Consider the following 21,105-nt stretch of genomic DNA (forward strand, 5'->3'; position numbering starts at 1 on the left):
AGCAAGCCCTACAACATTGGACCGAAAATCGAAATCGGTTTTATGGCCGACAGAGCCTAATCAATGCAGGATTTTGGTTGCGTGAGCAGCATATCAGTAACCATCGCAAACCCTTTCATGCGAACCGAGGGGCAGCAGGTGACAGAAATAGATTCCAATTTGTGAATCGATGCTGTAGGTGTCAACGCTAAGTCCCGATAAAAATACAAAGTTTTTGAATCGGGCTTTGCATAAAATCGAATAACTAGAGTGGCTTAGACCAATCGGAAAACCACTCTGGCACTGGCTCATTTCTGCGGAAAGACTGTAGAGGAAAGTCCAAGCGTTTTGATTAAGGGCATGAATAACACAGATCAGCGCACTGATCGTTATCACCAGCATGGATTCATGCTGTTTGTAACGTGCGTCCTGTCGTTTGCAGCCTTTATGTTTGCAGTGGACCTTTCTGCCCTTGGCGATGAAGCCTGCCGCACTGTTCCCAAAAGCATGGCGGCCCAGCAGGTCGAAGACGCGCCTGCGATACCTGGACGCCAGCAATCCACGCCTGCGACGCAGCCGTTACGCGCCGTTCTGGCCGAAGCGATTGCCGCTAAAATCAAGGCAACCTATCCTGACGGAAATGGTGCAGGCTTGTCGGCAATGCCGAGTGATCTTGCATTTTTCGACGCAAAACCGGTCGAATCCGCAAGGACAAACACGATTTTGAGACTTTCGCGGAGCACATATGCTCCCGCACGCGCGCCACCAAGGAGCGCCTGAAAGTCGTCATTGAGATTGGTCACAGCCAATCCTGAATCATTTACGAAGAAATGCGCTTTAAGTTTTTGTATTCATTACGAAATTTGAATGCGCTCAATATCCGGAACTTCAACTCATGCGTACTTCTAAATGGGTCGCTGTGCTATATGGCCTGATCGTTCTGATCGGCGTCATCATCGCCTTGCCCAATTTCTTCACACAGCAGCATCTCGACGCGATGCCGTCGTGGTTCCCTAAACGACAGGTAACGCTCGGCCTCGATCTGCGTGGCGGCTCCTACCTTGTTCTTGAAGTGGATGCAGCTGGTCTCAAAAAAGATCGTATGCGTGCGCTGCTTGATGATGCGCGCGGCAAGCTGCGCGCTGAACGCATTCAGCCACAATCGATCCGCGCCGTTGGTGATTCCGTCATCGTGACGATCCCTGACGCCGATCAGCGTGCAAAGGCCGATACCGCGCTCAAAACCCTGATTTCTCAGGTTAACACGAGCGGCTTCGGCGCAGCGATCAACGATATCGACGTCACGTCCAGCGACAATCAGATCCGTCTGACGCTGACACAAGCTGGCTTCACCTATCGCCTTGATTCAGCGCTTCAGCAGAGCCTTGAAATCATTCGCCAGCGTGTTGACCAGGTCGGCGTTGCCGAGCCTTCGATCCAGCGCGTTGGTTCCGACCGTATCGTTGTTCAGCTTCCAGGTCTTCAGGACCCAGCACAGCTTCGCCAGCTTCTCGGAAGCACCGCGAAGATGAGCTTCCACATGGTGGCTGACGCGAATCCGAATGATGCACCGCCTCCGGGCGTCAGCATCCTGCCGGATTCCAAAGATCCAAACATCAAATACCCAATTGAAGACCAGGTTGCCCTGTCCGGTGAGCGTCTTACCGATGCGCGTGCAGGATTTGATCAGCGCACCAACGAACCAATCGTTTCGTTCCGCTTCGACAGCCTCGGTGCCCGTCAGTTTGCTGACATCACCACCAAGAACGTCAATCGCCCATTTGCTATCGTTCTCGACGGCAAGGTGCTGAGCGCGCCGGTCATCCGCGAACCGATTACCGGTGGTAACGGCCAGATCAGCGGCAGCTTCACGGTTCAGGACAGTGTTGTTCTCTCAGCATTGTTGCGTGCAGGTGCTCTCCCTGCCCCACTGACGGTTATCGAAGAGCGTACAGTTGGTCCTGACCTCGGTGGCGACGCCATCAAGATGGGTCTGATCACCGGTATCGCTGGCTTCATCCTCGTCGCGATCTTCATCCAGCTCCTTTACGGCGTCTGGGGTCTGATTGCCAACGTAGCGCTTCTGCTCCACACACTGCTGACCTTCGCAGCACTGAGCCTTATCGGCGCGACACTGACACTGCCCGGTATCGCCGGTATTATTCTGGGTATCGGTATCGCGGTTGACGCGAACATTCTCATCAACGAACGTATTCGAGAAGAAACGAAAAGAGGCCTTGGTGCCATGGCAGCCCTCGACCGAGGCTTCCATAGCGCTTTTGCTACAATCGTTGACTCCAACGTCACCTCGCTGATTTCGACCCTGCTCCTCTTCATGTTCGGCACAGGCCCGGTACGCGGCTTTGCTGTTGCCATGATGCTCGGCATCGTAATCTCGATGTTTACCGACGTGACGCTGGTTCGCATGGCGATGGGTTGGTATGTGCGTCGTCGCAAGCTCAAGGTGCTTCGCATTGAGCCACTGGTAAGGATCGCGCCTGAAAACCCTAACTTCCGCTTTATGAATGCGCGCTTCTTCGGCATCGGCGTTTCCATCGTCCTGTCGATTGCTTCGATCGCGCTCTTCTTCAAGCCGGGGCTGAATTACGGCATCGACTTCAAGGGCGGCATTCAGGCGGAAATCACCACGTCGCAACCTGCTGATCTGGCGCAATTGCGTGAGAAGCTCGGCGGACTTGGCCTTGGTGAAGTTGCCCTGCAGTCTGCTGGCAGCCCGAATGATGTGCTGATCCGTATTCAGCGTCAGGATGGCGGCGAAGAAGCGCAGACGGTTGCGGTCAACAAGATGCGTGACGCTGTTACTGAAATCGATCCGGGTGTGAAGATTGAACGTACCGAAGTTGTGGGACCAAAGGTCTCCGGCGAACTGGCCCGTTCTGGCTTCATCGCGGTTGTGCTTTCGGCTCTCGGTATGCTCATCTATCTTTGGTGGCGCTTCGAGTGGTTCTTCGCAGTCGGCGCGATTATCACGCTGATACTCGATACCACGAAGATGGTTGGCTTCTTCGCGCTGCTTCAGCTCGACTTCAACCTGACCGCCATTGCAGCGCTTCTGACCGCTATCGGTTACTCGGTAAACGATAAGGTCGTTGTTTATGATCGTATGCGTGAAAATATGCGTCTCTACAAAACGAAGCCTCTGCGTGAGATCGTCGATATGAGTATCAATCAGGTACTCGTCCGCTGTATCTATACATCGGTTGTGACGTTCCTCTGCCTTCTGCCAATGGCAATCTGGGGCGGCAGCGCCGTTCATAATTTTGCCGTGCCTATGCTGTTCGGTATCTTCATCGCAACGACGTCGTCGATCTTCATCGCTGCACCGATCCTGCTGTTGCTGGGCAACTGGTGGCAGCATCGTCGGGAAGCGCATCAGACGCTTGAAGACAACACGGCTGCACAAAAATAACTCCATTGCCGGGCATGGTTACGATCATGCCCGGCTCTCCATAAAAATTTTATAAGACTGAAGAACGGGAAGGCACCGCTATGCCCCATGACACGCCTTTGATTGCGACAATCGTCATCGGGTTATGTCTGGCGTTTATCTTCGGCGCGATTGCCACCCGTCTCAAAATCTCCCCCCTCGTCGGTTATCTGCTTGCTGGTGTCATAGCTGGCCCGCACACGCCCGGTTTTGTTGCCGATCAGGACCTCATTCTCCAGCTCGCGGAAATCGGCGTTATCCTGCTGATGTTCGGCGTTGGTCTGCACTTCTCTCTCAAAGACCTGCTTTCTGTGAAAGCAATTGCTGTTCCCGGCGCGCTGGCGCAGATCGCGACAGCAGCAGCACTCGGCACAGCTCTCGGTCTTGCACTTGGCTGGGACGTAAAAGCCGGTCTTGTCTTCGGGCTAGCGCTTTCAACGGCCAGTACCGTCGTTCTCCTGCGTGCGATGCAGGATCTGCGTCTTATCGATACAGATCGAGGCCGCATCGCCATCGGATGGCTGATAGTCGAAGACCTCGCCATGGTCATGGCGCTGGTGCTTCTGCCGGCTCTAGCCAGTGTCGGCACTGAAGCCGGACATGCCGCAGCCAACGATCCTATCGCCGAGTGGCTGGGGCTAGGCATTGGCGGCATCATTCTTCTGACCATTGCCAAGGTTGCAGTTTTTGTAGCGCTTATGCTGGTGGTGGGGCGAAAGGTGATCCCATGGCTTCTGAACGTCATTGTTCAGACAGGCTCGCGTGAACTGTTCCGCCTTGGCGTTCTGGCTATAGCGCTTGGTGTTGCCTTTGGTGCCGCCCATCTGTTCGGCGTATCTTTCGCGCTTGGTGCATTCTTTGCTGGCATGGTGATGAGCGAATCTGAGCTAAGCCATCGCGCCGCAGAGGAATCGCTGCCTCTGCGCGACGCTTTCGCGGTTCTGTTCTTCATTTCCGTGGGCATGTTGTTTGATCCGATGAGTCTCATCCGTGATCCCCTGCCCCTGATTGCGACACTCCTGATTATTCTGGTCGGCAAATCGGTTGCAGCATTCTTTATTGTCCGCGCATTTAAACGTCCCGTTGGAACAGCTCTTACCATTTCCGCAAGTCTTGCCCAGATCGGCGAGTTCTCATTCATCCTCGCAGGGCTGGGAGTAGGCCTCAACCTTCTCCCGCCTGAAGGGCGCGATCTGATCCTCGCCGGTGCAATTCTTTCGATCTTCCTCAACCCGGTCATGTTCATTGTTGCCGAGCGACTACGACCTTGGATCGAAAAGCGTCTGGGCGTTGAAGGCTCAACCAATGATTTGGGTGAAACAAGCCTCGATATCTCGGAACCCGAACCGCTACCGCTCACCAAATTAACAGCTCACACAATCATTGTGGGCTATGGCCAAATCGGTAAACGAGTGGCTTCGGCCTTGCAGGAAAAGCAAATGCCTTTCCTTGTGATCGAAAATTCGCCCAAGATTTATTTCAGATTGAAAGAAATCGGCATTGAAGCTATTGCGGGCAATGCCTCTGATGCTGAAATATGGGAGGCGGCGAATCCTGAGAAGGCAATCAATCTGGTGATTGCTATCCCGAATGCATTTGAAGCCGGGCGCGCAACATCACTTGCCCGGGCTGCAAATCCGGGCCTGCGCATCATCGTGCGAGCCTGTTCGCCAGCTGAAGCACAATACCTGCACGATCTAGGTGCGGACTCCGTTATCCTGGGCGAAGCCGAAATCGCCGGAGCAATGGAGAGAGCAATTATAAACGAGAGACGAAACGAGGGTGTTCAGCAACATCGCCCTTCGTCCGAGACCTTGGTTGATTTGAAGGGGATCGAACCGGAAGCAACCTGATGCAAGAACCGGAGAGATCGATAAAGGGGAATTAGATGCGAGTTGAAGGTGCGGTGATCGGTTAATGAAGTTCAAGGATTACATCTGGCCGGTAATAGGCATTCTAGCAGTCATTGTTTCAGCCTGGCTTCTTTATCGGGAGTTGCGCAGTATCTCGCTTGAAGACGTTCTGGATAGTCTTTACGCGATCCGAGCGCATCATTGGTTGCTGGCAACAGCAGCAGCGCTCCTCGCCTATAGCTCGCTGGCCGGTTATGATCGCATTGCGCTTCTCCACTTGCGTCGCAAAATTTCCTGGCTCTTCATCGCTCTCTGCTCGTTTACGACCTACGCATTGTCGCACAATATCGGCGCGTCGGTCGTTTCAGGTGCAGTGGTGCGTTATCGCGCATATTCCTCGCAGGGAATGCCAGGCAGTGAAATCGCTGTCCTTATCGCTTTTTGCTCATTCACATTCATTCTCGGCGTAATCATCACCTCCAGCATTGTCCTGCTGCTGGAACCGCATATTCTGATGCGTTTCAACTCGGACCTGACGCCAACTGTGTCGATAGTCATCGCCTTGTTGATGCTGGCTTTTGTTCTACTTTATATCTTCGGCAGCTGGTTACAATTACGCCCACTTCAGATCGGCAAATTCCGCCTCGAATATCCGCGTTTGCCAGTTGTTACACAGCAGCTGATCGTAGCCCCGCTCGAACTGATTGGTGCCGCAGGCATTATCTATTTCGCATTGCCAGAAGCGGGCAATCCAGGCTTTCTGATTATTCTTGGCATCTTCCTGGTATCGTTCTCGGCAGCACTTATATCGCACGCTCCGGGCGGCCTTGGTGTGCTTGAGCTGGTTTTCCTCACCGGCCTGCCAGATATGGATCAGGCTGACGTTCTGGCGGCACTTATCGTCTTCCGCCTGCTTTATCTTCTCATTCCATTTGCCATGTCGCTGATCGTGGTTCTCGTTTTCGAGAAATCGCAATTTGTGCTGCGCTGGAACGACAAACAAAAGAAGTAATCAATCTGAGGCGGGATTAATTTTTACACACCCGCCTCAATTTGAATTTATATTCCTTAAAATGGTATGAAATAGCCCCTATCTTGGAAATTGCTTCGCATATCCTCCCGATGCAGAGCAGAAACGCCTCCCATGGCACATTCCAAGAGGAACTAACGCATGCCTGCGACATTGATCATCCCCGGTTACAAGGGATCGGAAGCAGGCCACTGGCAGCGCCAATGGTTGCATGACGATCCGTCAGCAGTGCTCGTCGAACAAGATGACTGGCACTATCCGGTGCTATCCGACTGGATGCACGCGCTTGAAGCCAAACTCGCCGAAAATCCCGGTGCGGTTCTGGTTGCCCATAGTCTTGGTTGTATTCTTGTTTCGCATCTCGCAAGCTGTCCGGCTGCGGCTCACGTTGCTGGCGCACTTCTGGTCGCCCCGGCAGACGTTGAAACTATGTCGCGTCGCGATAGCCGCTTTGCGAGCTTTGCACCCTTGCCTCGGCATGAGTTAGCTTTTCCATCCATCGTCGTTGCCAGCCGCGATGACGAATATATGCGCTTTGCCAAGGCAGAAGCCATTGCGAATGTCTGGGGTTCTGGCTTTGTCGACGTCGGCCATGCAGGCCATATCAACGTGGCAAGTGGCTTCACGCATTGGCCGGAAGGCGCAATCCTCGCCTCATCCCTGCAACGCGAACCAATAACACACACGCTCTCCCAAGCAGCGTGACCGCCAGCCGCCTGCCTCTAAAAAAGCAGGCGGTTTCTTTTTAGCCGTTCTGTTTCCGCTCAAGCCAGATTTTCAGAACAAGCGTCAGCAATGCTAAGCCGGCCAGTGTCGAAGCGGCAGCAAAGGCACCAGCGACATTGTAATCGTTGAACAAGAGCTCAACCTGCAGCGGCAATGTATTGGTCTTGCCACGGATAGCGCCTGACACAACGGACACCGCGCCAAATTCGCCCATCACGCGGGCATTACAAAGCACAGCACCGTAAAGCAGCGCCCATTTGATATTGGGCAGCGTGACATAGAAAAATGTCTGCCAGGCATTCGCTCCAAGCGTAAGAGCCGCTTCTTCCTCATCGCTGCCCTGCACTTCCATCAGTGGAATCAGCTCGCGTGCCACAAAAGGCGACGTCACGAACAGGCTCACCAGAAAGATCGCGGGAACCGTGAACATGACCTTGATGTCGTAGCTCTCAAGCAACGGTCCGAGCAGTCCCTGCGAGCCATACAGGAAAAGATACGTAACACCAGCGACGATCGGAGAGACCGAGAACGGAATTTCGACGAATGTGATCAACAGTCGGCGCCCCGGAAAGCGAAATTTTGTGACCAGCCACGCCACACAAATGCCAAATGCCATATTGATCGGCACAACCACAATCGCGGTCAGGATCGTCAGCCACACCGCATGAAGCGTATCAGGCTTGAGAATTTCTCCAAAGAAGACATCCACCCCTTTGCTGAAGGCATAGGAGAAGATGACGGCCAGCGGCGCGCCAATACAGATTGCTGACAAAATGGCAGCCATTCCGATCAGCAGGCTACGCACAGAGCCCGGCTTGTTGCGCGCCTGCGCGCTTGCACTAGCGCTCTGCATAACGAAGCCGCCTTGCCTGAATAATATTAGTCACAAGAAGCATAAAAAACGCCATGAGCAGCATCATGAAAGCGAGTGCTGCAGCGGCTGGATAATCATATTCATCCAGCCTGATGAAAACGAGAAGTGATGTAACTTCCGTTTCAAACGGCAAATTGCCGGAGATGAAAACAATCGAGCCGAACTCGCCAAGACTGCGGGCAAAGGACAACGAAGCGCCAGCCAGGAATGCCGGGAAGATTGTCGGCCAGATAATATGCGAGAAAACCTGCCAGGGGCTGGCACCCAGGCTCCGCGCAGCCTCTTCCACATCAGCACTCATATCTTCCAGCACCGGCTGTACGGTGCGGATGACAAAGGGAATGCTGGTAAAAAACATCGCAATCATAATGCCAAGTGGCGCATAAGCAACCTTGATACCAATCGGCTCAAGAAAGCGACCAAACCAGCCATTGGGTGCGAACAGCGTCACGAGCGCCAGACCTGCTATCGCAGTAGGCAAAGCAAAAGGCAGATCGACTGCGGCATCAATCAGTCGCTTGCCAGGGAACTGATAGCGGGACAGAACCCATGCAAGCAGAAGCCCAAACAGACCGTTGAATACGGTAGCGACGGCTGCGGCACTGATTGTAATGCGAAACGTCGCCAATGCACGATCCGAAGTTACGATGTTCCAGAAATCGCTCCATCCAAGACTAGCGGTTTTCAGGATCATTGCCAGTAGAGGCAAGGCGACAATGACCGCCAGATATAGCAAAGTGCAGCCGAGGGTCAGTCCGAACCCCGGCAGCACCGAATTGCGTTTCATGCTCAGAAGCGACACTGGATTTTTCCAAAAGAAAGGCGAGAGCTGGGTGCTCCCGCCGGGTAGTCTTGTTTACTTAGCAGTAAAGAGCTTATCAAGTACGCCGCCTTCGGCAAAATGTTCTTTCTGAACCTTTTCCCAGCCGCCAAAAGCATCTTCGACTGTTACAAGGCGCACATCTGGATAGATATCCTTATGCTTTTCAATCACGTCCTTGTCGTGCACGCGATTGAAATTCTGTGCGAGGATTTCCTGACCTTCAGGCGCGTAGAGATAGTTTAGATAAGCTTCGGCAATCTTGCGCGAGCCCCGCTTGTCGACAACCTTATCAACGACAGTGACTGGGAATTCAGCCAGAAGGCTGACTTCTGGAACAACCACATCATATTTGTCTTCGCCGAGCACCTTGGCTGTACCGCGCGTTTCCGCTTCAAACGTTACCAGAACGTCGCCGATACCGCGTTCAGCAAAGGTCGTCGTTGCACCACGACCGCCTGTATCGAACACTGGTACGTTCTTGAAAATCTTACCGATAAACTCGTGAACCTTTTCCTGATCGCCCTTGAAAGCTTCGTTGGCATAAGCCGTCGCTGCCAGATAGGTATAGCGCGCATTGCCGGAGGTCTTAGGGTTCGGGAAAACAACCTTCACGTCGTCACGACCGAGATCATCCCAGTTCTTGATGCCCTTTGGATTGCCTTCACGCACAAGGAAAGCCGGGAATGAGTAATAAGGCGAAGAATTGTTTGGCAGGCGCTTCTGCCAATCAGCAGGAATAAGGTCGCCCTTATCGTGCAACACCTGAACATCCGTCACCTGGTTAAAGGTTACAACATCAGCTTCCAGACCTTCGAGAATGGAACGAGCCTGCTTGGATGAACCGGCATGAGACTGATTGACAGTGAGGTCTTCTCCAGTCTTGGCTTTCCAATCCGCGATGAATGCCTTGTTGACCTGCTCGTAAAGCTCGCGTGCGATGTCATAGGAAACGTTAAGAATTTCCTTTGGCTCCTGCGCGCTGACCGGAGCTACGCCCAAACCGAGAGCAACCGCCGCATATAGAATAATTTTCTTCATAGATCGCACCCTTCTCACTTTGCTTGCGCAAAGCGCCCGTAAATCGACTTCTGTTGGGAAACAAATCTACAGAGAGACAAGCAAGAATCAATCTAAATCATTGATTTAAATATATAAACTACTTTCATAACCATTCTTGGAAACCTCGCCTAACGGCAAAATTGGTCTGAGAATATTTTTCCAAAGACAGGTAGAAACGCGCAATAAAGACAAGAAAGCCGGAAGCTTTCGCTCCCGGCTTTCGAAACTTTTTTCATTGCTTAGATGTTACCAAAACCCACGGTGCTGCCAGCACCAGAGAAAATTTTGCTCGCCACGCTCCAAGCGATTACGACGACGCTCTGCAATTTCATCAGCGCTTAGCTTCATGCCGCGCCAAGGCTGCTCCAGATAGGCCGTCATGCGCAGCACAGCATCTTTTATGCTTTGCGCCAGCAATTGAATTTTACGGTTCATAAGAGCCTCCATTTCACGTTCACCACTCCAACTGCAATCTGAAGCCCAATTTGGGCCACGATTTCGCCGCAGCAATGAACGATGTGTTAATTTTGAAGGCTTCTGCGATAAAGTCAATATCCCACTTATTTTATGGGAGTTAACATCGCGAAATATTTTGCGAGCAACCATGTGGATGCCCGCAAAATTATTCTATTTTAGACTTCGTAGTCGTCGACAGGCCTGATCCGGACCTTTTCAACATGACGACCGCTCATCGCTTCGATGGTGAACTGGTATCCATCCTCTACAAAGCTTTCACCGCCCACCGGCAGATGGCCGAGGTGCCAAAGCGCATAGCCAGCAAGCGTTGTGTAACGATCACTATCATCCACCAGATCGCGCTGCAGGATGCTGCTGAGACGGCGAATATCAGTGAAACCATCAACCAGATAGCCACCCTGTCCGTCTGATTCTGCAACAGCAGCCTCTTCGTCTTCATCCGGGAACTCACCGGCAATGGCTTCAAGCACGTCGGTCGGTGTGACTACGCCTTCAAACGAGCCATGCTCATCCACCACCACAGCAAGCTGCACCGGCGAAACACGAAGCTGTTCCATGACGCGAAGCACATTCGCATTTTCATGAACCACCAGCGGCTGCTTGACCACTTCATCCCAGTTGATCTGCTTCTTGTCGGTCATATCAAGCAGCAGATCCTTGACCGAAGCGACACCGACAAACTCATCAACCTGACGACGGGCAACAATTACGCGAGAATGCGAAAGCTTACGGATCGCTTCATGAAGCTCAGCTTCATCCTCATCCAAATCAAGCCATTCGATCTCATTACGCGGCGACATGATGGAACGAACCGGGCGATCGGCAAGATCCAGTACGCCTCGGATCATTTCCTTTTCTTCCGGCAGGAAGACGTCACTGGCAGCCGTCTGCTGCGCAATCACGTCAACTGTGTCCGAAAGTGGGTTATCGCCGCGATGGCCACCGAGCAGGCGCAGAACAGCGCCCGCTGTGCGTTCACGAAGATCGTTTGTGGTCACGAGCTTTTCGCGATTCTTACGCGCCATCTGATTGGCCGCCTCGATCAATACCGAGAAGCCGATAGCGGCATAGAGATAGCCCTTCGGAATATGGAAGCCGAAGCCTTCAACGACAAGGCTGAAGCCGATCATCATCAGGAAGCCAAGACAGAGGATAACCACTGTTGGATGCTTGTTGACGAAGTCCATCAGCGGGCGCGAAGCCAGCATCATGACTGCAATCGCAATAATGACCGCGATCATCATAACCGGCAGATGCTGCACCATACCAACAGCCGTGATCACGCTATCGAGCGAGAAGACCGCATCAAGCACGACGATCTGAACGATAACCTGCCAGAAGATCGCATGGGCAACGCGCGTGTTCTTAGGTCCATGCGCACCTTCAAGGCGCTCATGCAACTCCATCGTACCCTTAGCGAGAAGGAACAGACCACCAACCAGCATTATGAGATCGCGACCGGAGAAGGAAAGTCCCATCACGGCAATCAACGGTTCGCGCAGCGTCACGATCCACGAGATCGAAGCCAGCAATGCGAGACGCATTATCAAGGCCAATGAAAGACCGATTATACGCGCACGATTACGCTGATGAGGCGGAAGTTTATCGGCCAGAATGGCGATAAAGACGAGATTGTCGATGCCGAGAACAATTTCTAGCACCACCAATGTCACGAGTCCTACCCAGGCATTGGGGTCGGCAATCCAGTCCATGGACCAATCCATGATTTGTCGGCTCCTGTAAAATCAGAGAAAAGAGGAAACAGAAAAAACGCCGCATGCGTTTCCCTCCCGAACCACAGAAAAGCGGATCGGCCAGAAGGAATTGCAAACGGCGTGAGAAAGCTCAAAGCCTTTTAAGTCCAATGCTCCCATACAGGGAGCGGGACTTCGTGAAGACGAATCGTCAGAACTGTCGTCGGGCATAAAGCGCGATGAACCTTTTAAAGAGACACGAAGCAGACCCTTTGTCTGCTCCAGAACACCATGTTTTCATATGGCATATGATGGCTGCATTATGCAGACGCGCGGCTTACGCGCAAGACCATATACTATTCAGCCGGAGAAACATGCACGCCGCGCTTGCGCTCACGACGTGGGCGACCTTTGAAATAACGCATACCGATCACCGTTACCACGATCGTCAAGGCCGTAATGCCTATCACGGACCAGAACATGTGATCGCCATCCATCTTCGCAAATACGCCTATGCCGCGACCAGCGAGCCAGCCTGGTAGGAACATGAGCGGCGCCCAGACCACTGCAGAAAGCACGTTTGCGGTCTGGAAGCGCTTCTGATCCATCGACATCATGCCTGCAACCATCGGAACGGTACAACGGACCGGCCCAAAGAAGCGACCAAGGAAAACAGCCGAGAAGCCATAGCGGCGAAATAGCAATCGTGCCCGCGCAATGCCGGTGCGGTGCTTATTGAGCGGCCACTTGTGAATAATGCTGCGACCAAGCCACCAACCAAGCAAATAAGAAACGATATCGCCAATGACCGCGCCGATGATGGCGCCGATGATAATTGGCCAAGGCTCCACGATTCCGGCGCCCACCAGACCGCCAATGGCGAGCATGATAGGTGTGGCAGGAATGAACATTCCGATAATAGCGAGAGACTCGCCGAAGGCTATAATGCCTACGATAGGACCCGCCCATACCCGATGATCGGAAATGAACTGTCCGAGATCGCTAATTATGCTTTCCATTCCGTCCTCAAAATGCCGCGAACCGGATTCTGAAGTCAGACCCCAACCGTGGGGTGACTTCGGGTTTTCTTAAACGAGGACAATCCGGTGCGTGAACCCCTCGCCTGCCTGCGCGTAACAAACGCTTGCAGCATTCTCTCAATGGCAAAGAACTTATTTGCCTATCAAGTCTTTTATATGCCGAACCATCTCAGACAAGCATCAAAAATTGATGACATGGCTGCGAATTTTGCTGCGCAAATCATTTAGCCCGAACGAATAATGCCAGTCCCCTCTTGAGTGAAGCATTAGCAAGTCCAAATCGAGCGTTGCGAATATGGAAATTCCTGCGCCCACTTACAACGTCATTTGGAAAAAATGATTCAAAATCAGAATCATGACAAGAATGATTCCACTGGCAGAAATTTATTTTAGCAATCAAAACGATTAGTTTTCACTTATACGCGGAATAGGTGCATTGAGTATTTAATTAAAAACTCCACATTTCCGGGCTTTTTGAAATCTCCGCAACTTTTTTTCATTTTTTTATCACTGAAGGCTAGACAGACAGAAAAGCGGCCTTTATAGAACCGCTCACCTCACCGGGGCCGCTGCCTCGGAGAAGCGAGTGGGTGATTAGCTCAGTTGGTAGAGCAGCTGACTCTTAATCAGCGGGTCGTAGGTTCGATCCCTACATCACCCACCATTTTCTCCTCTTCTTTCAAAGAGTTACCGCTGATTACACGATAGCCGGACGAACCGGCTCAAGTTTCAATTGCGTTAAAAATCTTCTTCCTTGTTACTTGGAAATATCCAGCAATATTGCAGCCTAAATGCGCAAATAGGCATGGCGAAACCAATAAGGTGGTACTATGAGTGTGCCACATGACCCCCAAGAGCCTTGGTTACACATTCACACTTCTAGCCGTTGCCATTTTTGCGGCACAAGATGGCATCTCGAAGTATCTCGGATCACATTACTCGCCCATCTTCATAACGATGGTGCGTTATTGGGCGTTTGCCGTTTTCGTGATTCTACTTGCGATGCGCGCCGGGGGAATTGCACGCGCTGCTTCGACTAAGCGTCCATTTTTGCAGATCTTCCGCGGCGTCTTGCTGGCAACGGAAATCGTTATCTTCGTATTCGGCCTTAGCCGGGTCGGCATGGCCATGGCGCAGTCAATCTTTCAGGTTGGCCCATTGCTCGTCACGATGCTCTCAGTGCCCTTCCTTGGCGAAAAAGTAGGCTGGCGTCGCTGGACCGCGATTGTAGTGGGTTTGTTCGGTGTTCTTCTCATCATCAATCCAACTCATGTAAAATTCGACCTGAACTTGCTGTTCCCCATGGCTGCAACAACCATGTTTGCAATTTATGCGATTGCGACACGCGCAGTCAGCAAATCTGATAACTCCATGACCAGCTTCTTCTATACGGGCATTGGCGGCGCTGTTGTACTAACCGCAGTCGGTCTTTTTCATATGGAACCAATTGCGCAGCATGACTGGCCCTGGATGGCGGCGCTTTGCGCCTGTGGCATTGCAAGCCATTATTGCCTCATCCGCGCCTACGACATTCTTGAAGCCGGTGAGGTGCAACCATTATCCTATCTCCAGCTCGTGATTGGAGCGTTCATTGCAGTTCTTGTTTTCAACGAACATCTGACCTGGAATGTAGTGACCGGTGCAAGCATTGTCGTCGCGGCTGGCCTTTTCTCGATGTTTCGAGAGAGAAAGCTCGCAAGCAAGGCATCGTAACATTACGAATTATTAATTGGCCTGTTCATATCAGGTTCACCTAAAATGGCTGACATTGCTCACACGCCAATAAATGGCGCTGTGTATAGAGTAATGGAGTCAAATAACCATGAAATCGAAGACCTTGTATATTGCAGTTATCGCTTCCGCATTGCTTTCCACCGCCGCATTCGCACAGGAAAAGGCCAGCGAAAATACAGACAAGTCAGCGACGGATACTTCCATTACGCAGAATGATGGATCTAAAGGCAAGCGCGGACCAATCGATCTCGAGAAATTCTCCCGCATGGACGAATTGAAAGCCGCCGACACAAATGGCGACGGAGTCCTCTCTCGCGATGAAATTGAAGCACTTGCGCTCAAGCGCATGGTCAGCCGCGCAGCAGACCGCATGGAACGTCGCCTTGATGTAAAGGGCGATGGCAAAATCACTCTGGAAGCGATTGAAAAGCAGCGACAGAAGGAATTTGCAGCGCTTGATCGCAACGAAGATGGCAAGCTAGACCGCCACGAGCTACGTGCAGGCAAGAAGTTCCACCACCATGGCCCAAAGGGTCCGCATCACGGTGGCAGAGGCAAAATGGAACACCACCAGCCAAAGCCACAACAGTAAAATAAACATTACGAAAAAGCCCCGCAATGCGGGGCTTTTTTGTTTCCATTATGAGCGAATAACGCCCTTCTTGAAAATGATATTGCCATAGAGACGCTTTTCGCCAGAGCGGATGACTGCATAGGCAGAACTCGCCCGATCGTAGAACGCAAAGCGATCAATCGGATCAACAGCTATCTTGCGGCCTTCTGCCTTCTCAATGATAGCTTCAAACTCACCAAAAATCGCAGGCGTCTCGCTAGGGCACTCCATCACAGCCGCTGGCTTATCAACAAAGTCGTCGAGCGGCAGCAGAGAAAGCACAGCGTCTGCAATATCTGTCGCACTGATCCCCGGAAAGTCCAGAACCTGCACACCGGAAGCCTGTGCTGGATAATTGGCATCAACGATAACAAGATCGTCGCCATGGCCCATATCCGCAAGCACTTCAAGAAGCGAGCCGGTCAGCAGTGGGTTTAGATTTTTAAGCATTGGGTAAATCCGAATGGTGGAGTTTGAATGCGCGCACCCTATAGCATCACCGTAATAACCGATATCGGTTTCTGGAGACATGGGGCAAAGATAAAAGACGCGAAAGTGTCGTGTCCACACTCATTATGGTGATCACAAGCGACAAAAAACGCCGGCTGATTAAAGCCGGCGTTTCCAGTTGATCACTTAAAAAGGGAAGGTACCGTTATTCGGCTTTCGCTTCAATATTGACCTTATCGAGCAGCGCTAGCGGGTTCTGCGATGCCGCAACCATTTCCAGCGCACCAATACCCTTGTCAGACTTGGACTTGACCGTCACCTCAAAGATATTTGGCTTAGCAAGGAATGTCGAAAAAGCAGTGATCGCATCTTGAAGCTGCGGTTGATCGGCAGCAAGTTCCTGCAGAACTGCATTGGCAATCATGGTCAAAGCGCTGCGAGCATCTTCGACAGTCATGTTGTTTTCGTCTGCGTAGAACTTGAGACCCTTTTCAATCAGGCCCTGTTCTTCAATCTTGAGCTTTACCTCACGAGCCTTGAGGCCGAGAAGTGCAACCTGTGCCAGAACTTTATCACCGGAGAAGAACTCTTTGGTGAAGCCGCCCAATAGACCAGACATGGAAATTTTTCCCATGTCCTGACCGCTGACCGACAGATCCTTGATGACGAGGCTCTGGCTGGCTTCATCCCAATTTGCTTCCAGATTGGATGAAACGTTTACACGGTCATAGCCGAGCTTGCGCAGCTGCTGATACATTTCTTCACGGCTGTTCGCGGGAACAGGCAAAGACATATCCTCATAGGCAACACGAATATCAGTCGGAATACCGTTGAACGGCTTGTTCAACGCCAGCTCGTAGCTCTTCATGCTGAACTTGATGCGCTCAGGCAAACCGGTTGCTGGCGGCGTTGCAGTTGTGTCCTGATCTTCCTCAACATCAACATCGTCATTGGCGTTGCTGTCGCCCGGCAGGTCAGCATCAACACCTTTGACGACCATCGTGCCGAATTCAGGCAGCATGGTCGTGAACGGGAAATTCTCCATTTCCTGGTCGCTCAGACCTGCAAACTTTGTCACGGCCTCTGCTGACGGCGCCCAATTGAAGCCTTTAAGTGAGAATTCGTCCAGCTTCACGAAGTCGGTGCCGTTACCAGCCGAGAAGCCATTAAGCGACATGTCGAGCTTCTTATTGTCGAAGGACATCGCCATCTTGTCGATTTTGCCTTCGCCCTTTTCTGGATCACCCGGCTGGATTTTCATCCCGAGTAACTCGACGTCGCCCTTACCAATCGTGTCGAAGAGACCGATCAGACGCATGAAGAACTCTTTACGTTCTTCCTGCGAAAGAGATTCGATGTCCTTGGCTGCTTCCAGTTTCTGTAGTGTTTCGGTAAACGGCTCTGCAGGCAGGCGCATGGTAAAGCCGTTGCTGCGAACTTCGTCATAGCTGAAGCTCGACTTCGTGCCCTTTACGGCGATATTCTTCGCAGAAAACGGTCCATAAATCGGCTTCGCTTCCGTATCGTTCGGGCCAGCCTTCTCAGTATAAAGACGCGCTATGAAAACGCCGTCGATATCCTTGCCTTCCGATGCGCCGATCGTACCAGCCATACGTTCTTCATTAATCGTGCCGTTCTCATCGGGCAGCGAAAGATCAAGATCGAATGTCGCGCCACTTGAAGTGTAACGTGCGACATGCCCGTGAACGATGTCTTCCAGCGCGACATCTTTATAAGACGTCTTCTGTTCCTTATCGTTCAACATCTGAACGATGTTGATTTCAGGCACCGACATGCGCTTGGCAGAAACACGCCCAACGCGTTCAGCAAGGCTCAACTCGCCATTACCGAATGTATCGCGCAGCATCTGGATATCGAAATTCGCATCGTCGATAAGAACACTCGGCATCTCAATCTTAAACTGAGCGATTTCCGTCTTGATACCCTTGGCATCAAGCATGCCATTCAGAAACAGTACTTTTGGACGACCTTCGATCGAAGCGATGGTGACGTTCGTGCCGTTTTTCAAAGGCAGGACCACATCGGTCAGCTTTATGTGGCCGAGAAAATCTGCCGAAACAGAAGTAGCCTTGCCGCCACGCCGCTCAAGCTGGGCGTTAATCGTCTTTTCGAGTGTGATCTTGTATCCGACTGCACCTGCAGCCGCGATGGCTATGACTGCGACAGCTGCCCAAAGCGCTTTGCGTCCGCCCTTGCGTTTTCCGCTCGTTGCCTGCTCCACGATTTCTCATCCTTTCAGCGCAATTTCAACGGGATCTGATAGATGATTGGTTAATCACAAGAAATTGTAAGAGCAAGCAGGATCGGTAAAGATTAAGATTTTTCGGCCGCCAGATGTGAAAAATCCTGCACATTCTGGAAGGATTTTGCAGAAATTGGTGCAGAAGAGCCTCAGAGCGGGTTTGCTGGATGCGGCGACGAATCGTATGCACCCCAGATCGACTGGTCGAAATTAACGATTGCACCAGTCATCATTCCGGATTCTTCCGACGCCAGAAACGCAATCGCGCGCGCAACTTCCTTGGGATCAATCAGACGTCCAAATGGCTGGGCCTTGACCGCTTCATCCAACCAATTGGCGGGTGCGCCGTGGAATTCGCGCTGGATACGATCTTCGCCATCCGATGCCATCCAGCCGATATTGAGGCTGTTGACGCGGATGCGATTACGCAGCACCGAATAGGCAATATTGCGCGTGAGCGTATCAAGCGCACCCTTGGATGCACAATAAGCAGCGATGAATGGTTGGCCGCCCATGGAGGACATGGACGAAATATTGACAATTGCTCCTTCAACCTTATCGCGCCGGAAAAGCTTGATCGCTTCCTGAATAAGAAAGAAAGGTGCACGCGTATTGACCGCAAAAAGCCGATCAAACAGTTCAGGCGACGTATCAAGTATATCGCCACGATCCGTCAGCCCCGCTGCATTGACGAGAATATCAAGCCGTCCAAAAACCCGATCCGCTTCAGCAATCACCTGACGGCAATCTTCGACCTTTTCCAGATCGGCCTGAACAAAGACGGCCTTTGCACCAAGCTGCTCCAGCGCGTTGGCCTGCGCCTTGCCTTTTTCAGCTGAGCGACCGCAAATCACTATGCCCTTCGCGCCACGTTCGGCAAAAAGTCGTGCTGTAGCCGCACCAAGACCTTGGGTGCCGCCAGTGATGACCGCAACCTTGCCATTCAATTGTCCGCTCATTTCTGGCTCCGAATATAAGTTAAACCCGTCCACCCAACGCAGATGAGAGATCAGCCAGTTCCTGGCCGCCTGCCATGAGGCTCTGCAGCTCATCCATGTCCACATCGCTTCTGGTGCGAGTTCCAAGCGTGGCACCGCGATTAAGCACGGTAAACTTGTCGCCTACGGCATGAGCGTGGCGCACATTATGCGTGATGAAGATCACACCAAGCCCTCGCTCACGCACAAGGTTGATATACTTCAGCACCATAGCAGTCTGACGCACGCCAAGCGCCGAGGTTGGCTCATCGAGGATCAACACTTTCGCACCAAAGTAGACTGCCCGTGCAATCGCTACACATTGTCGTTCGCCACCCGACAACGTGCCAACGGCCTGCTGCGGATCGCGGACATCAATTCCGATCTTCTTCATCTCTTCACGGGTCACATCTTCTGCGAACTGCGTGTCAAACCAGCGAACTGGCCCAATCCCCTTGGTCGGTTCCCGACCGAGAAAGAAATTTCGCATGACCGACATAAGAGGGATCATCGCAAGATCCTGATAGACCGTCGCAATGCCGTGATCGAGCGCATCGCGCGGACTGTTGAAGACAACCTGTTTGCCTTCAACAAAAAACTCTCCGCTTGTTGGTTTGTGCACGCCGGACAGTGTTTTAATCAGTGTCGACTTACCGGCACCGTTGTCACCAAGCAGACAGTGTACCTGCCCCGGTTCCACACTGAGTGAAACGCCGTTCAGTGCAATAACCGGGCCGAAGTGTTTGACAAGATTGCGAACTTCAATGATCGGGGTTGTCATAGTGCATACTCCCTATCAACGCAGTTTCGGGAAAGTTAGGAAGCGGTTTCCCTGAAACTGCGTGAATGCTGAAACCTATCGCTCGCCGGTGGCGCGCTTACGGATAAAGTTGTTGAAGAGAACGGCGATCAGCAGCATTCCGCCAAGGAATACCAAGTACCAGTCCTGATCAATCGTCGTGTAAGTCAGGCCAATCAGCACCATACCGAAGATGATCGAGCCGAAGAATGCCCCAATGGCCGAACCATAGCCGCCGGTAAGCAGACAGCCCCCGATAACAGCCGCAATAATCGCTTCGAATTCCTTCTGGAAGCCGCGCCGCGCATCCGTCGACCCCGCATCAAGCACAGTAAGAATTGCAACAAGTGCTGCTGCCATTGCCGTACACATGAAGAGAATTGTCTTCACACGGCGCACAGGCACGCCCGAATTGCGCGCAGCCAGCGCATCACCACCAGACGCGAAAATCCAGTTACCGAAGCGGGTTCGCACCAGAACGTAGGTCGCCACGAGAGCGATGCCGATGAACCAGAGAACTTCGACCGGCACACCCTTCACCGTCGGTTGGCCATTTGGGAACTTCGCGATGAGGTCTTTTTCCGCAAGCCATTCAAACAATCCTTGAAAAGCATCACCAGAAAACAATCCCGCAAGATAGCTCGTGCCGACAGCTTCCTTCACGCCACGCAATTGCGTTGCACCACCCGTCGCCCATTTGAGGCCGACCAGCGAAAGCCCACGCAGGATGAACAGAAACGCCAGCGTAACGATGAAGGAGGGCAAGCCGGTTTTAAGCACAATCTGCGCGTTCACAGCCCCCACAAGCGCCGCGAAAACCAGTGTCAGAATGATGGCAACGATGAGCGGTACCTGCCAAACGACGAGGGCAGCAGCGAATATTAGGCCAGCGAACGCTATCATTGAGCCGATAGAAAGATCAAACTCGCCACCGATCATGAGCAATGCTGCAGCCACAGCAAGAATGCCAAGCTGCGATGCAGGCGCCATAAAATTCATAATACCGGCGGCGGTGAACATTGCCGGATTGGCTGTCGACAGGAAGAAGATCGTGATGAGCACGAGACCTGAAACCGCACCCAGTTCAGGCCGACTAAGCATCCGCTGAAGTGCACTGGCGTTCTTCAGCCGCTCATCCCGTTGCGCAGCTGCGATCGCCGGATCATTTGCTGCGGTCTGAGCGGGCTGCTCTGATGAAGTTGGCTCACTCATGCTTTCCTCCTTCAAGCGTATCCGCGAAAATACGCATTAAAACAATTCCCTAGA

General features: G+C 52.3%; 19 protein-coding genes and 1 tRNA gene. 9 read left to right on the top strand and 11 right to left on the bottom strand.

Annotated features, from left to right (window positions below; translation table 11 throughout):
• Window positions 1-339: 339 nt before the first annotated feature.
• The 5 genes from CEV34_RS01750 (at window position 340) to CEV34_RS01770 (ending at window position 7,015) form a co-directional block, all read left to right on the top strand.
• Window positions 340-759, top strand: a complete 420-nt coding sequence (locus CEV34_RS01750) for a hypothetical protein (RefSeq protein ID WP_051063919.1) — start codon at window positions 340-342, stop codon at window positions 757-759.
• 115 nt (window positions 760-874) lie between these two features.
• Window positions 875-3,409, top strand: coding sequence for a protein translocase subunit SecD (secD, locus tag CEV34_RS01755; RefSeq protein WP_007875613.1), 2,535 nt, complete (start codon window positions 875-877; stop codon window positions 3,407-3,409).
• An 80-nt stretch (window positions 3,410-3,489) separates the two neighbouring features.
• On the top strand, window positions 3,490-5,280 hold the full coding sequence (locus tag CEV34_RS01760; RefSeq protein ID WP_007875614.1) for a cation:proton antiporter domain-containing protein: 1,791 nt from the start codon (window positions 3,490-3,492) through the stop codon (window positions 5,278-5,280).
• A gap of 64 nt (window positions 5,281-5,344) precedes the next feature.
• On the top strand, window positions 5,345-6,292 hold the full coding sequence (locus CEV34_RS01765; RefSeq protein ID WP_007875615.1) for a lysylphosphatidylglycerol synthase domain-containing protein: 948 nt from the start codon (window positions 5,345-5,347) through the stop codon (window positions 6,290-6,292).
• 159 nt (window positions 6,293-6,451) lie between these two features.
• The gene (locus CEV34_RS01770; protein ID WP_007875617.1) at window positions 6,452-7,015 is read left to right on the top strand and encodes an alpha/beta hydrolase; all 564 of its coding nucleotides are present in this window, start codon (window positions 6,452-6,454) and stop codon (window positions 7,013-7,015) included.
• Between the two features lie 40 nt (window positions 7,016-7,055).
• Here the strand turns inward: CEV34_RS01770 and cysW are convergent, their stop codons facing one another.
• From cysW to CEV34_RS01800, 6 genes are all read right to left on the bottom strand, one after another.
• The gene (cysW, locus tag CEV34_RS01775; protein WP_007875619.1) at window positions 7,056-7,889 is read right to left on the bottom strand and encodes a sulfate ABC transporter permease subunit CysW; all 834 of its coding nucleotides are present in this window, start codon (window positions 7,887-7,889) and stop codon (window positions 7,056-7,058) included.
• The gene (gene cysT / locus CEV34_RS01780) at window positions 7,876-8,697 is read right to left on the bottom strand and encodes a sulfate ABC transporter permease subunit CysT (RefSeq protein WP_051063921.1); all 822 of its coding nucleotides are present in this window, start codon (window positions 8,695-8,697) and stop codon (window positions 7,876-7,878) included. Before cysT ends, cysW begins: the two co-directional genes overlap by 14 nt.
• Before the next feature lie 69 nt (window positions 8,698-8,766).
• Window positions 8,767-9,771 (bottom strand): thiosulfate ABC transporter substrate-binding protein CysP, encoded by a 1,005-nt coding sequence (gene cysP, locus CEV34_RS01785; RefSeq protein ID WP_007875623.1) that lies wholly within the window; start codon window positions 9,769-9,771, stop codon window positions 8,767-8,769.
• Window positions 9,772-10,038: 267 nt separating this feature from the next.
• Window positions 10,039-10,227 carry a hypothetical protein gene (locus CEV34_RS01790; RefSeq protein ID WP_039859886.1) on the bottom strand — a complete coding sequence of 63 codons (189 nt, stop codon included), beginning with the start codon at window positions 10,225-10,227 and terminating at the stop codon, window positions 10,039-10,041.
• Between the two features lie 197 nt (window positions 10,228-10,424).
• Window positions 10,425-11,993 carry a TerC family protein gene (locus tag CEV34_RS01795; protein WP_007875627.1) on the bottom strand — a complete coding sequence of 523 codons (1,569 nt, stop codon included), beginning with the start codon at window positions 11,991-11,993 and terminating at the stop codon, window positions 10,425-10,427.
• A 326-nt stretch (window positions 11,994-12,319) separates the two neighbouring features.
• On the bottom strand, window positions 12,320-12,982 hold the full coding sequence (locus CEV34_RS01800) for a DedA family protein (protein ID WP_007875629.1): 663 nt from the start codon (window positions 12,980-12,982) through the stop codon (window positions 12,320-12,322).
• Between the two features lie 87 nt (window positions 12,983-13,069).
• Between CEV34_RS01800 and CEV34_RS26920 the strand changes: the two genes are divergently transcribed.
• The 4 genes from CEV34_RS26920 to CEV34_RS01815 all read left to right on the top strand — a co-directional run bounded on the left by CEV34_RS26920 (window position 13,070) and on the right by CEV34_RS01815 (window position 15,329).
• A complete protein-coding gene (locus CEV34_RS26920) occupies window positions 13,070-13,231 on the top strand; it encodes a hypothetical protein (protein ID WP_153222971.1) in 162 nt (53 codons plus the stop codon).
• Between the two features lie 360 nt (window positions 13,232-13,591).
• Window positions 13,592-13,667 (top strand) — tRNA-Lys (locus tag CEV34_RS01805).
• Between the two features lie 179 nt (window positions 13,668-13,846).
• Window positions 13,847-14,716, top strand: a complete 870-nt coding sequence (locus CEV34_RS01810; protein WP_007875631.1) for a DMT family transporter — start codon at window positions 13,847-13,849, stop codon at window positions 14,714-14,716.
• Window positions 14,717-14,825: 109 nt separating this feature from the next.
• Window positions 14,826-15,329: an EF-hand domain-containing protein gene (locus CEV34_RS01815; protein ID WP_007875633.1), complete on the top strand. Its 504-nt coding sequence runs from the start codon at window positions 14,826-14,828 to the stop codon at window positions 15,327-15,329.
• Between the two features lie 48 nt (window positions 15,330-15,377).
• Here the strand turns inward: CEV34_RS01815 and CEV34_RS01820 are convergent, their stop codons facing one another.
• The 5 genes from CEV34_RS01820 to CEV34_RS01840 all read right to left on the bottom strand — a co-directional run bounded on the left by CEV34_RS01820 (window position 15,378) and on the right by CEV34_RS01840 (window position 21,051).
• Complete coding sequence (locus CEV34_RS01820; protein WP_007875634.1) at window positions 15,378-15,800, bottom strand: RbsD/FucU family protein; 423 nt, start codon at window positions 15,798-15,800, stop codon at window positions 15,378-15,380.
• A 205-nt stretch (window positions 15,801-16,005) separates the two neighbouring features.
• On the bottom strand, window positions 16,006-18,042 hold the full coding sequence (locus CEV34_RS01825) for a hypothetical protein (RefSeq protein WP_007875635.1): 2,037 nt from the start codon (window positions 18,040-18,042) through the stop codon (window positions 16,006-16,008).
• A 170-nt stretch (window positions 18,043-18,212) separates the two neighbouring features.
• Entirely contained in the window at window positions 18,213-19,022 is an 810-nt protein-coding gene (locus tag CEV34_RS01830) for an SDR family oxidoreductase (RefSeq protein WP_007875636.1), read from the bottom strand.
• Between the two features lie 19 nt (window positions 19,023-19,041).
• Window positions 19,042-19,821, bottom strand: a complete 780-nt coding sequence (locus CEV34_RS01835; RefSeq protein WP_007875637.1) for an ATP-binding cassette domain-containing protein — start codon at window positions 19,819-19,821, stop codon at window positions 19,042-19,044.
• A gap of 75 nt (window positions 19,822-19,896) precedes the next feature.
• Window positions 19,897-21,051, bottom strand: a complete 1,155-nt coding sequence (locus tag CEV34_RS01840; protein ID WP_007875638.1) for an ABC transporter permease — start codon at window positions 21,049-21,051, stop codon at window positions 19,897-19,899.
• Window positions 21,052-21,105 lie beyond the last annotated feature (54 nt).

Origin of the sequence: Brucella pseudogrignonensis (assembly GCF_002252525.1) — a bacterium.
Classification (GTDB): Bacteria; Pseudomonadota; Alphaproteobacteria; order Rhizobiales; family Rhizobiaceae; genus Brucella; species Brucella pseudogrignonensis.

Excerpts from the sequence above, each read along its gene's own strand:
- cysP (WP_007875623.1), bottom strand. The coding sequence starts at position 9,771 with ATGAAGAAAATTATTCTATATGCGGCGGTTGCTCTCGGTTTGGGCGTA.
- CEV34_RS01830 (WP_007875636.1), bottom strand. The coding sequence starts at position 19,022 with ATGAGCGGACAATTGAATGGCAAGGTTGCGGTCATCACTGGCGGCACC.
- cysT (WP_051063921.1), bottom strand. The coding sequence starts at position 8,697 with ATGAAACGCAATTCGGTGCTGCCGGGGTTCGGACTGACCCTCGGCTGC.
- CEV34_RS01790 (WP_039859886.1), bottom strand. The coding sequence starts at position 10,227 with ATGAACCGTAAAATTCAATTGCTGGCGCAAAGCATAAAAGATGCTGTG.
- CEV34_RS01770 (WP_007875617.1), top strand. The coding sequence starts at position 6,452 with ATGCCTGCGACATTGATCATCCCCGGTTACAAGGGATCGGAAGCAGGC.
- CEV34_RS01765 (WP_007875615.1), top strand. The coding sequence starts at position 5,345 with ATGAAGTTCAAGGATTACATCTGGCCGGTAATAGGCATTCTAGCAGTC.
- CEV34_RS01750 (WP_051063919.1), top strand. The coding sequence starts at position 340 with ATGAATAACACAGATCAGCGCACTGATCGTTATCACCAGCATGGATTC.
- secD (WP_007875613.1), top strand. The coding sequence starts at position 875 with ATGCGTACTTCTAAATGGGTCGCTGTGCTATATGGCCTGATCGTTCTG.
- CEV34_RS01795 (WP_007875627.1), bottom strand. The coding sequence starts at position 11,993 with ATGGATTGGTCCATGGACTGGATTGCCGACCCCAATGCCTGGGTAGGA.
- CEV34_RS01815 (WP_007875633.1), top strand. The coding sequence starts at position 14,826 with ATGAAATCGAAGACCTTGTATATTGCAGTTATCGCTTCCGCATTGCTT.
- CEV34_RS01800 (WP_007875629.1), bottom strand. The coding sequence starts at position 12,982 with ATGGAAAGCATAATTAGCGATCTCGGACAGTTCATTTCCGATCATCGG.
- CEV34_RS01760 (WP_007875614.1), top strand. The coding sequence starts at position 3,490 with ATGCCCCATGACACGCCTTTGATTGCGACAATCGTCATCGGGTTATGT.
- CEV34_RS01840 (WP_007875638.1), bottom strand. The coding sequence starts at position 21,051 with ATGAGTGAGCCAACTTCATCAGAGCAGCCCGCTCAGACCGCAGCAAAT.
- CEV34_RS01810 (WP_007875631.1), top strand. The coding sequence starts at position 13,847 with ATGACCCCCAAGAGCCTTGGTTACACATTCACACTTCTAGCCGTTGCC.
- CEV34_RS01820 (WP_007875634.1), bottom strand. The coding sequence starts at position 15,800 with ATGCTTAAAAATCTAAACCCACTGCTGACCGGCTCGCTTCTTGAAGTG.
- cysW (WP_007875619.1), bottom strand. The coding sequence starts at position 7,889 with ATGCAGAGCGCTAGTGCAAGCGCGCAGGCGCGCAACAAGCCGGGCTCT.
- CEV34_RS01835 (WP_007875637.1), bottom strand. The coding sequence starts at position 19,821 with ATGACAACCCCGATCATTGAAGTTCGCAATCTTGTCAAACACTTCGGC.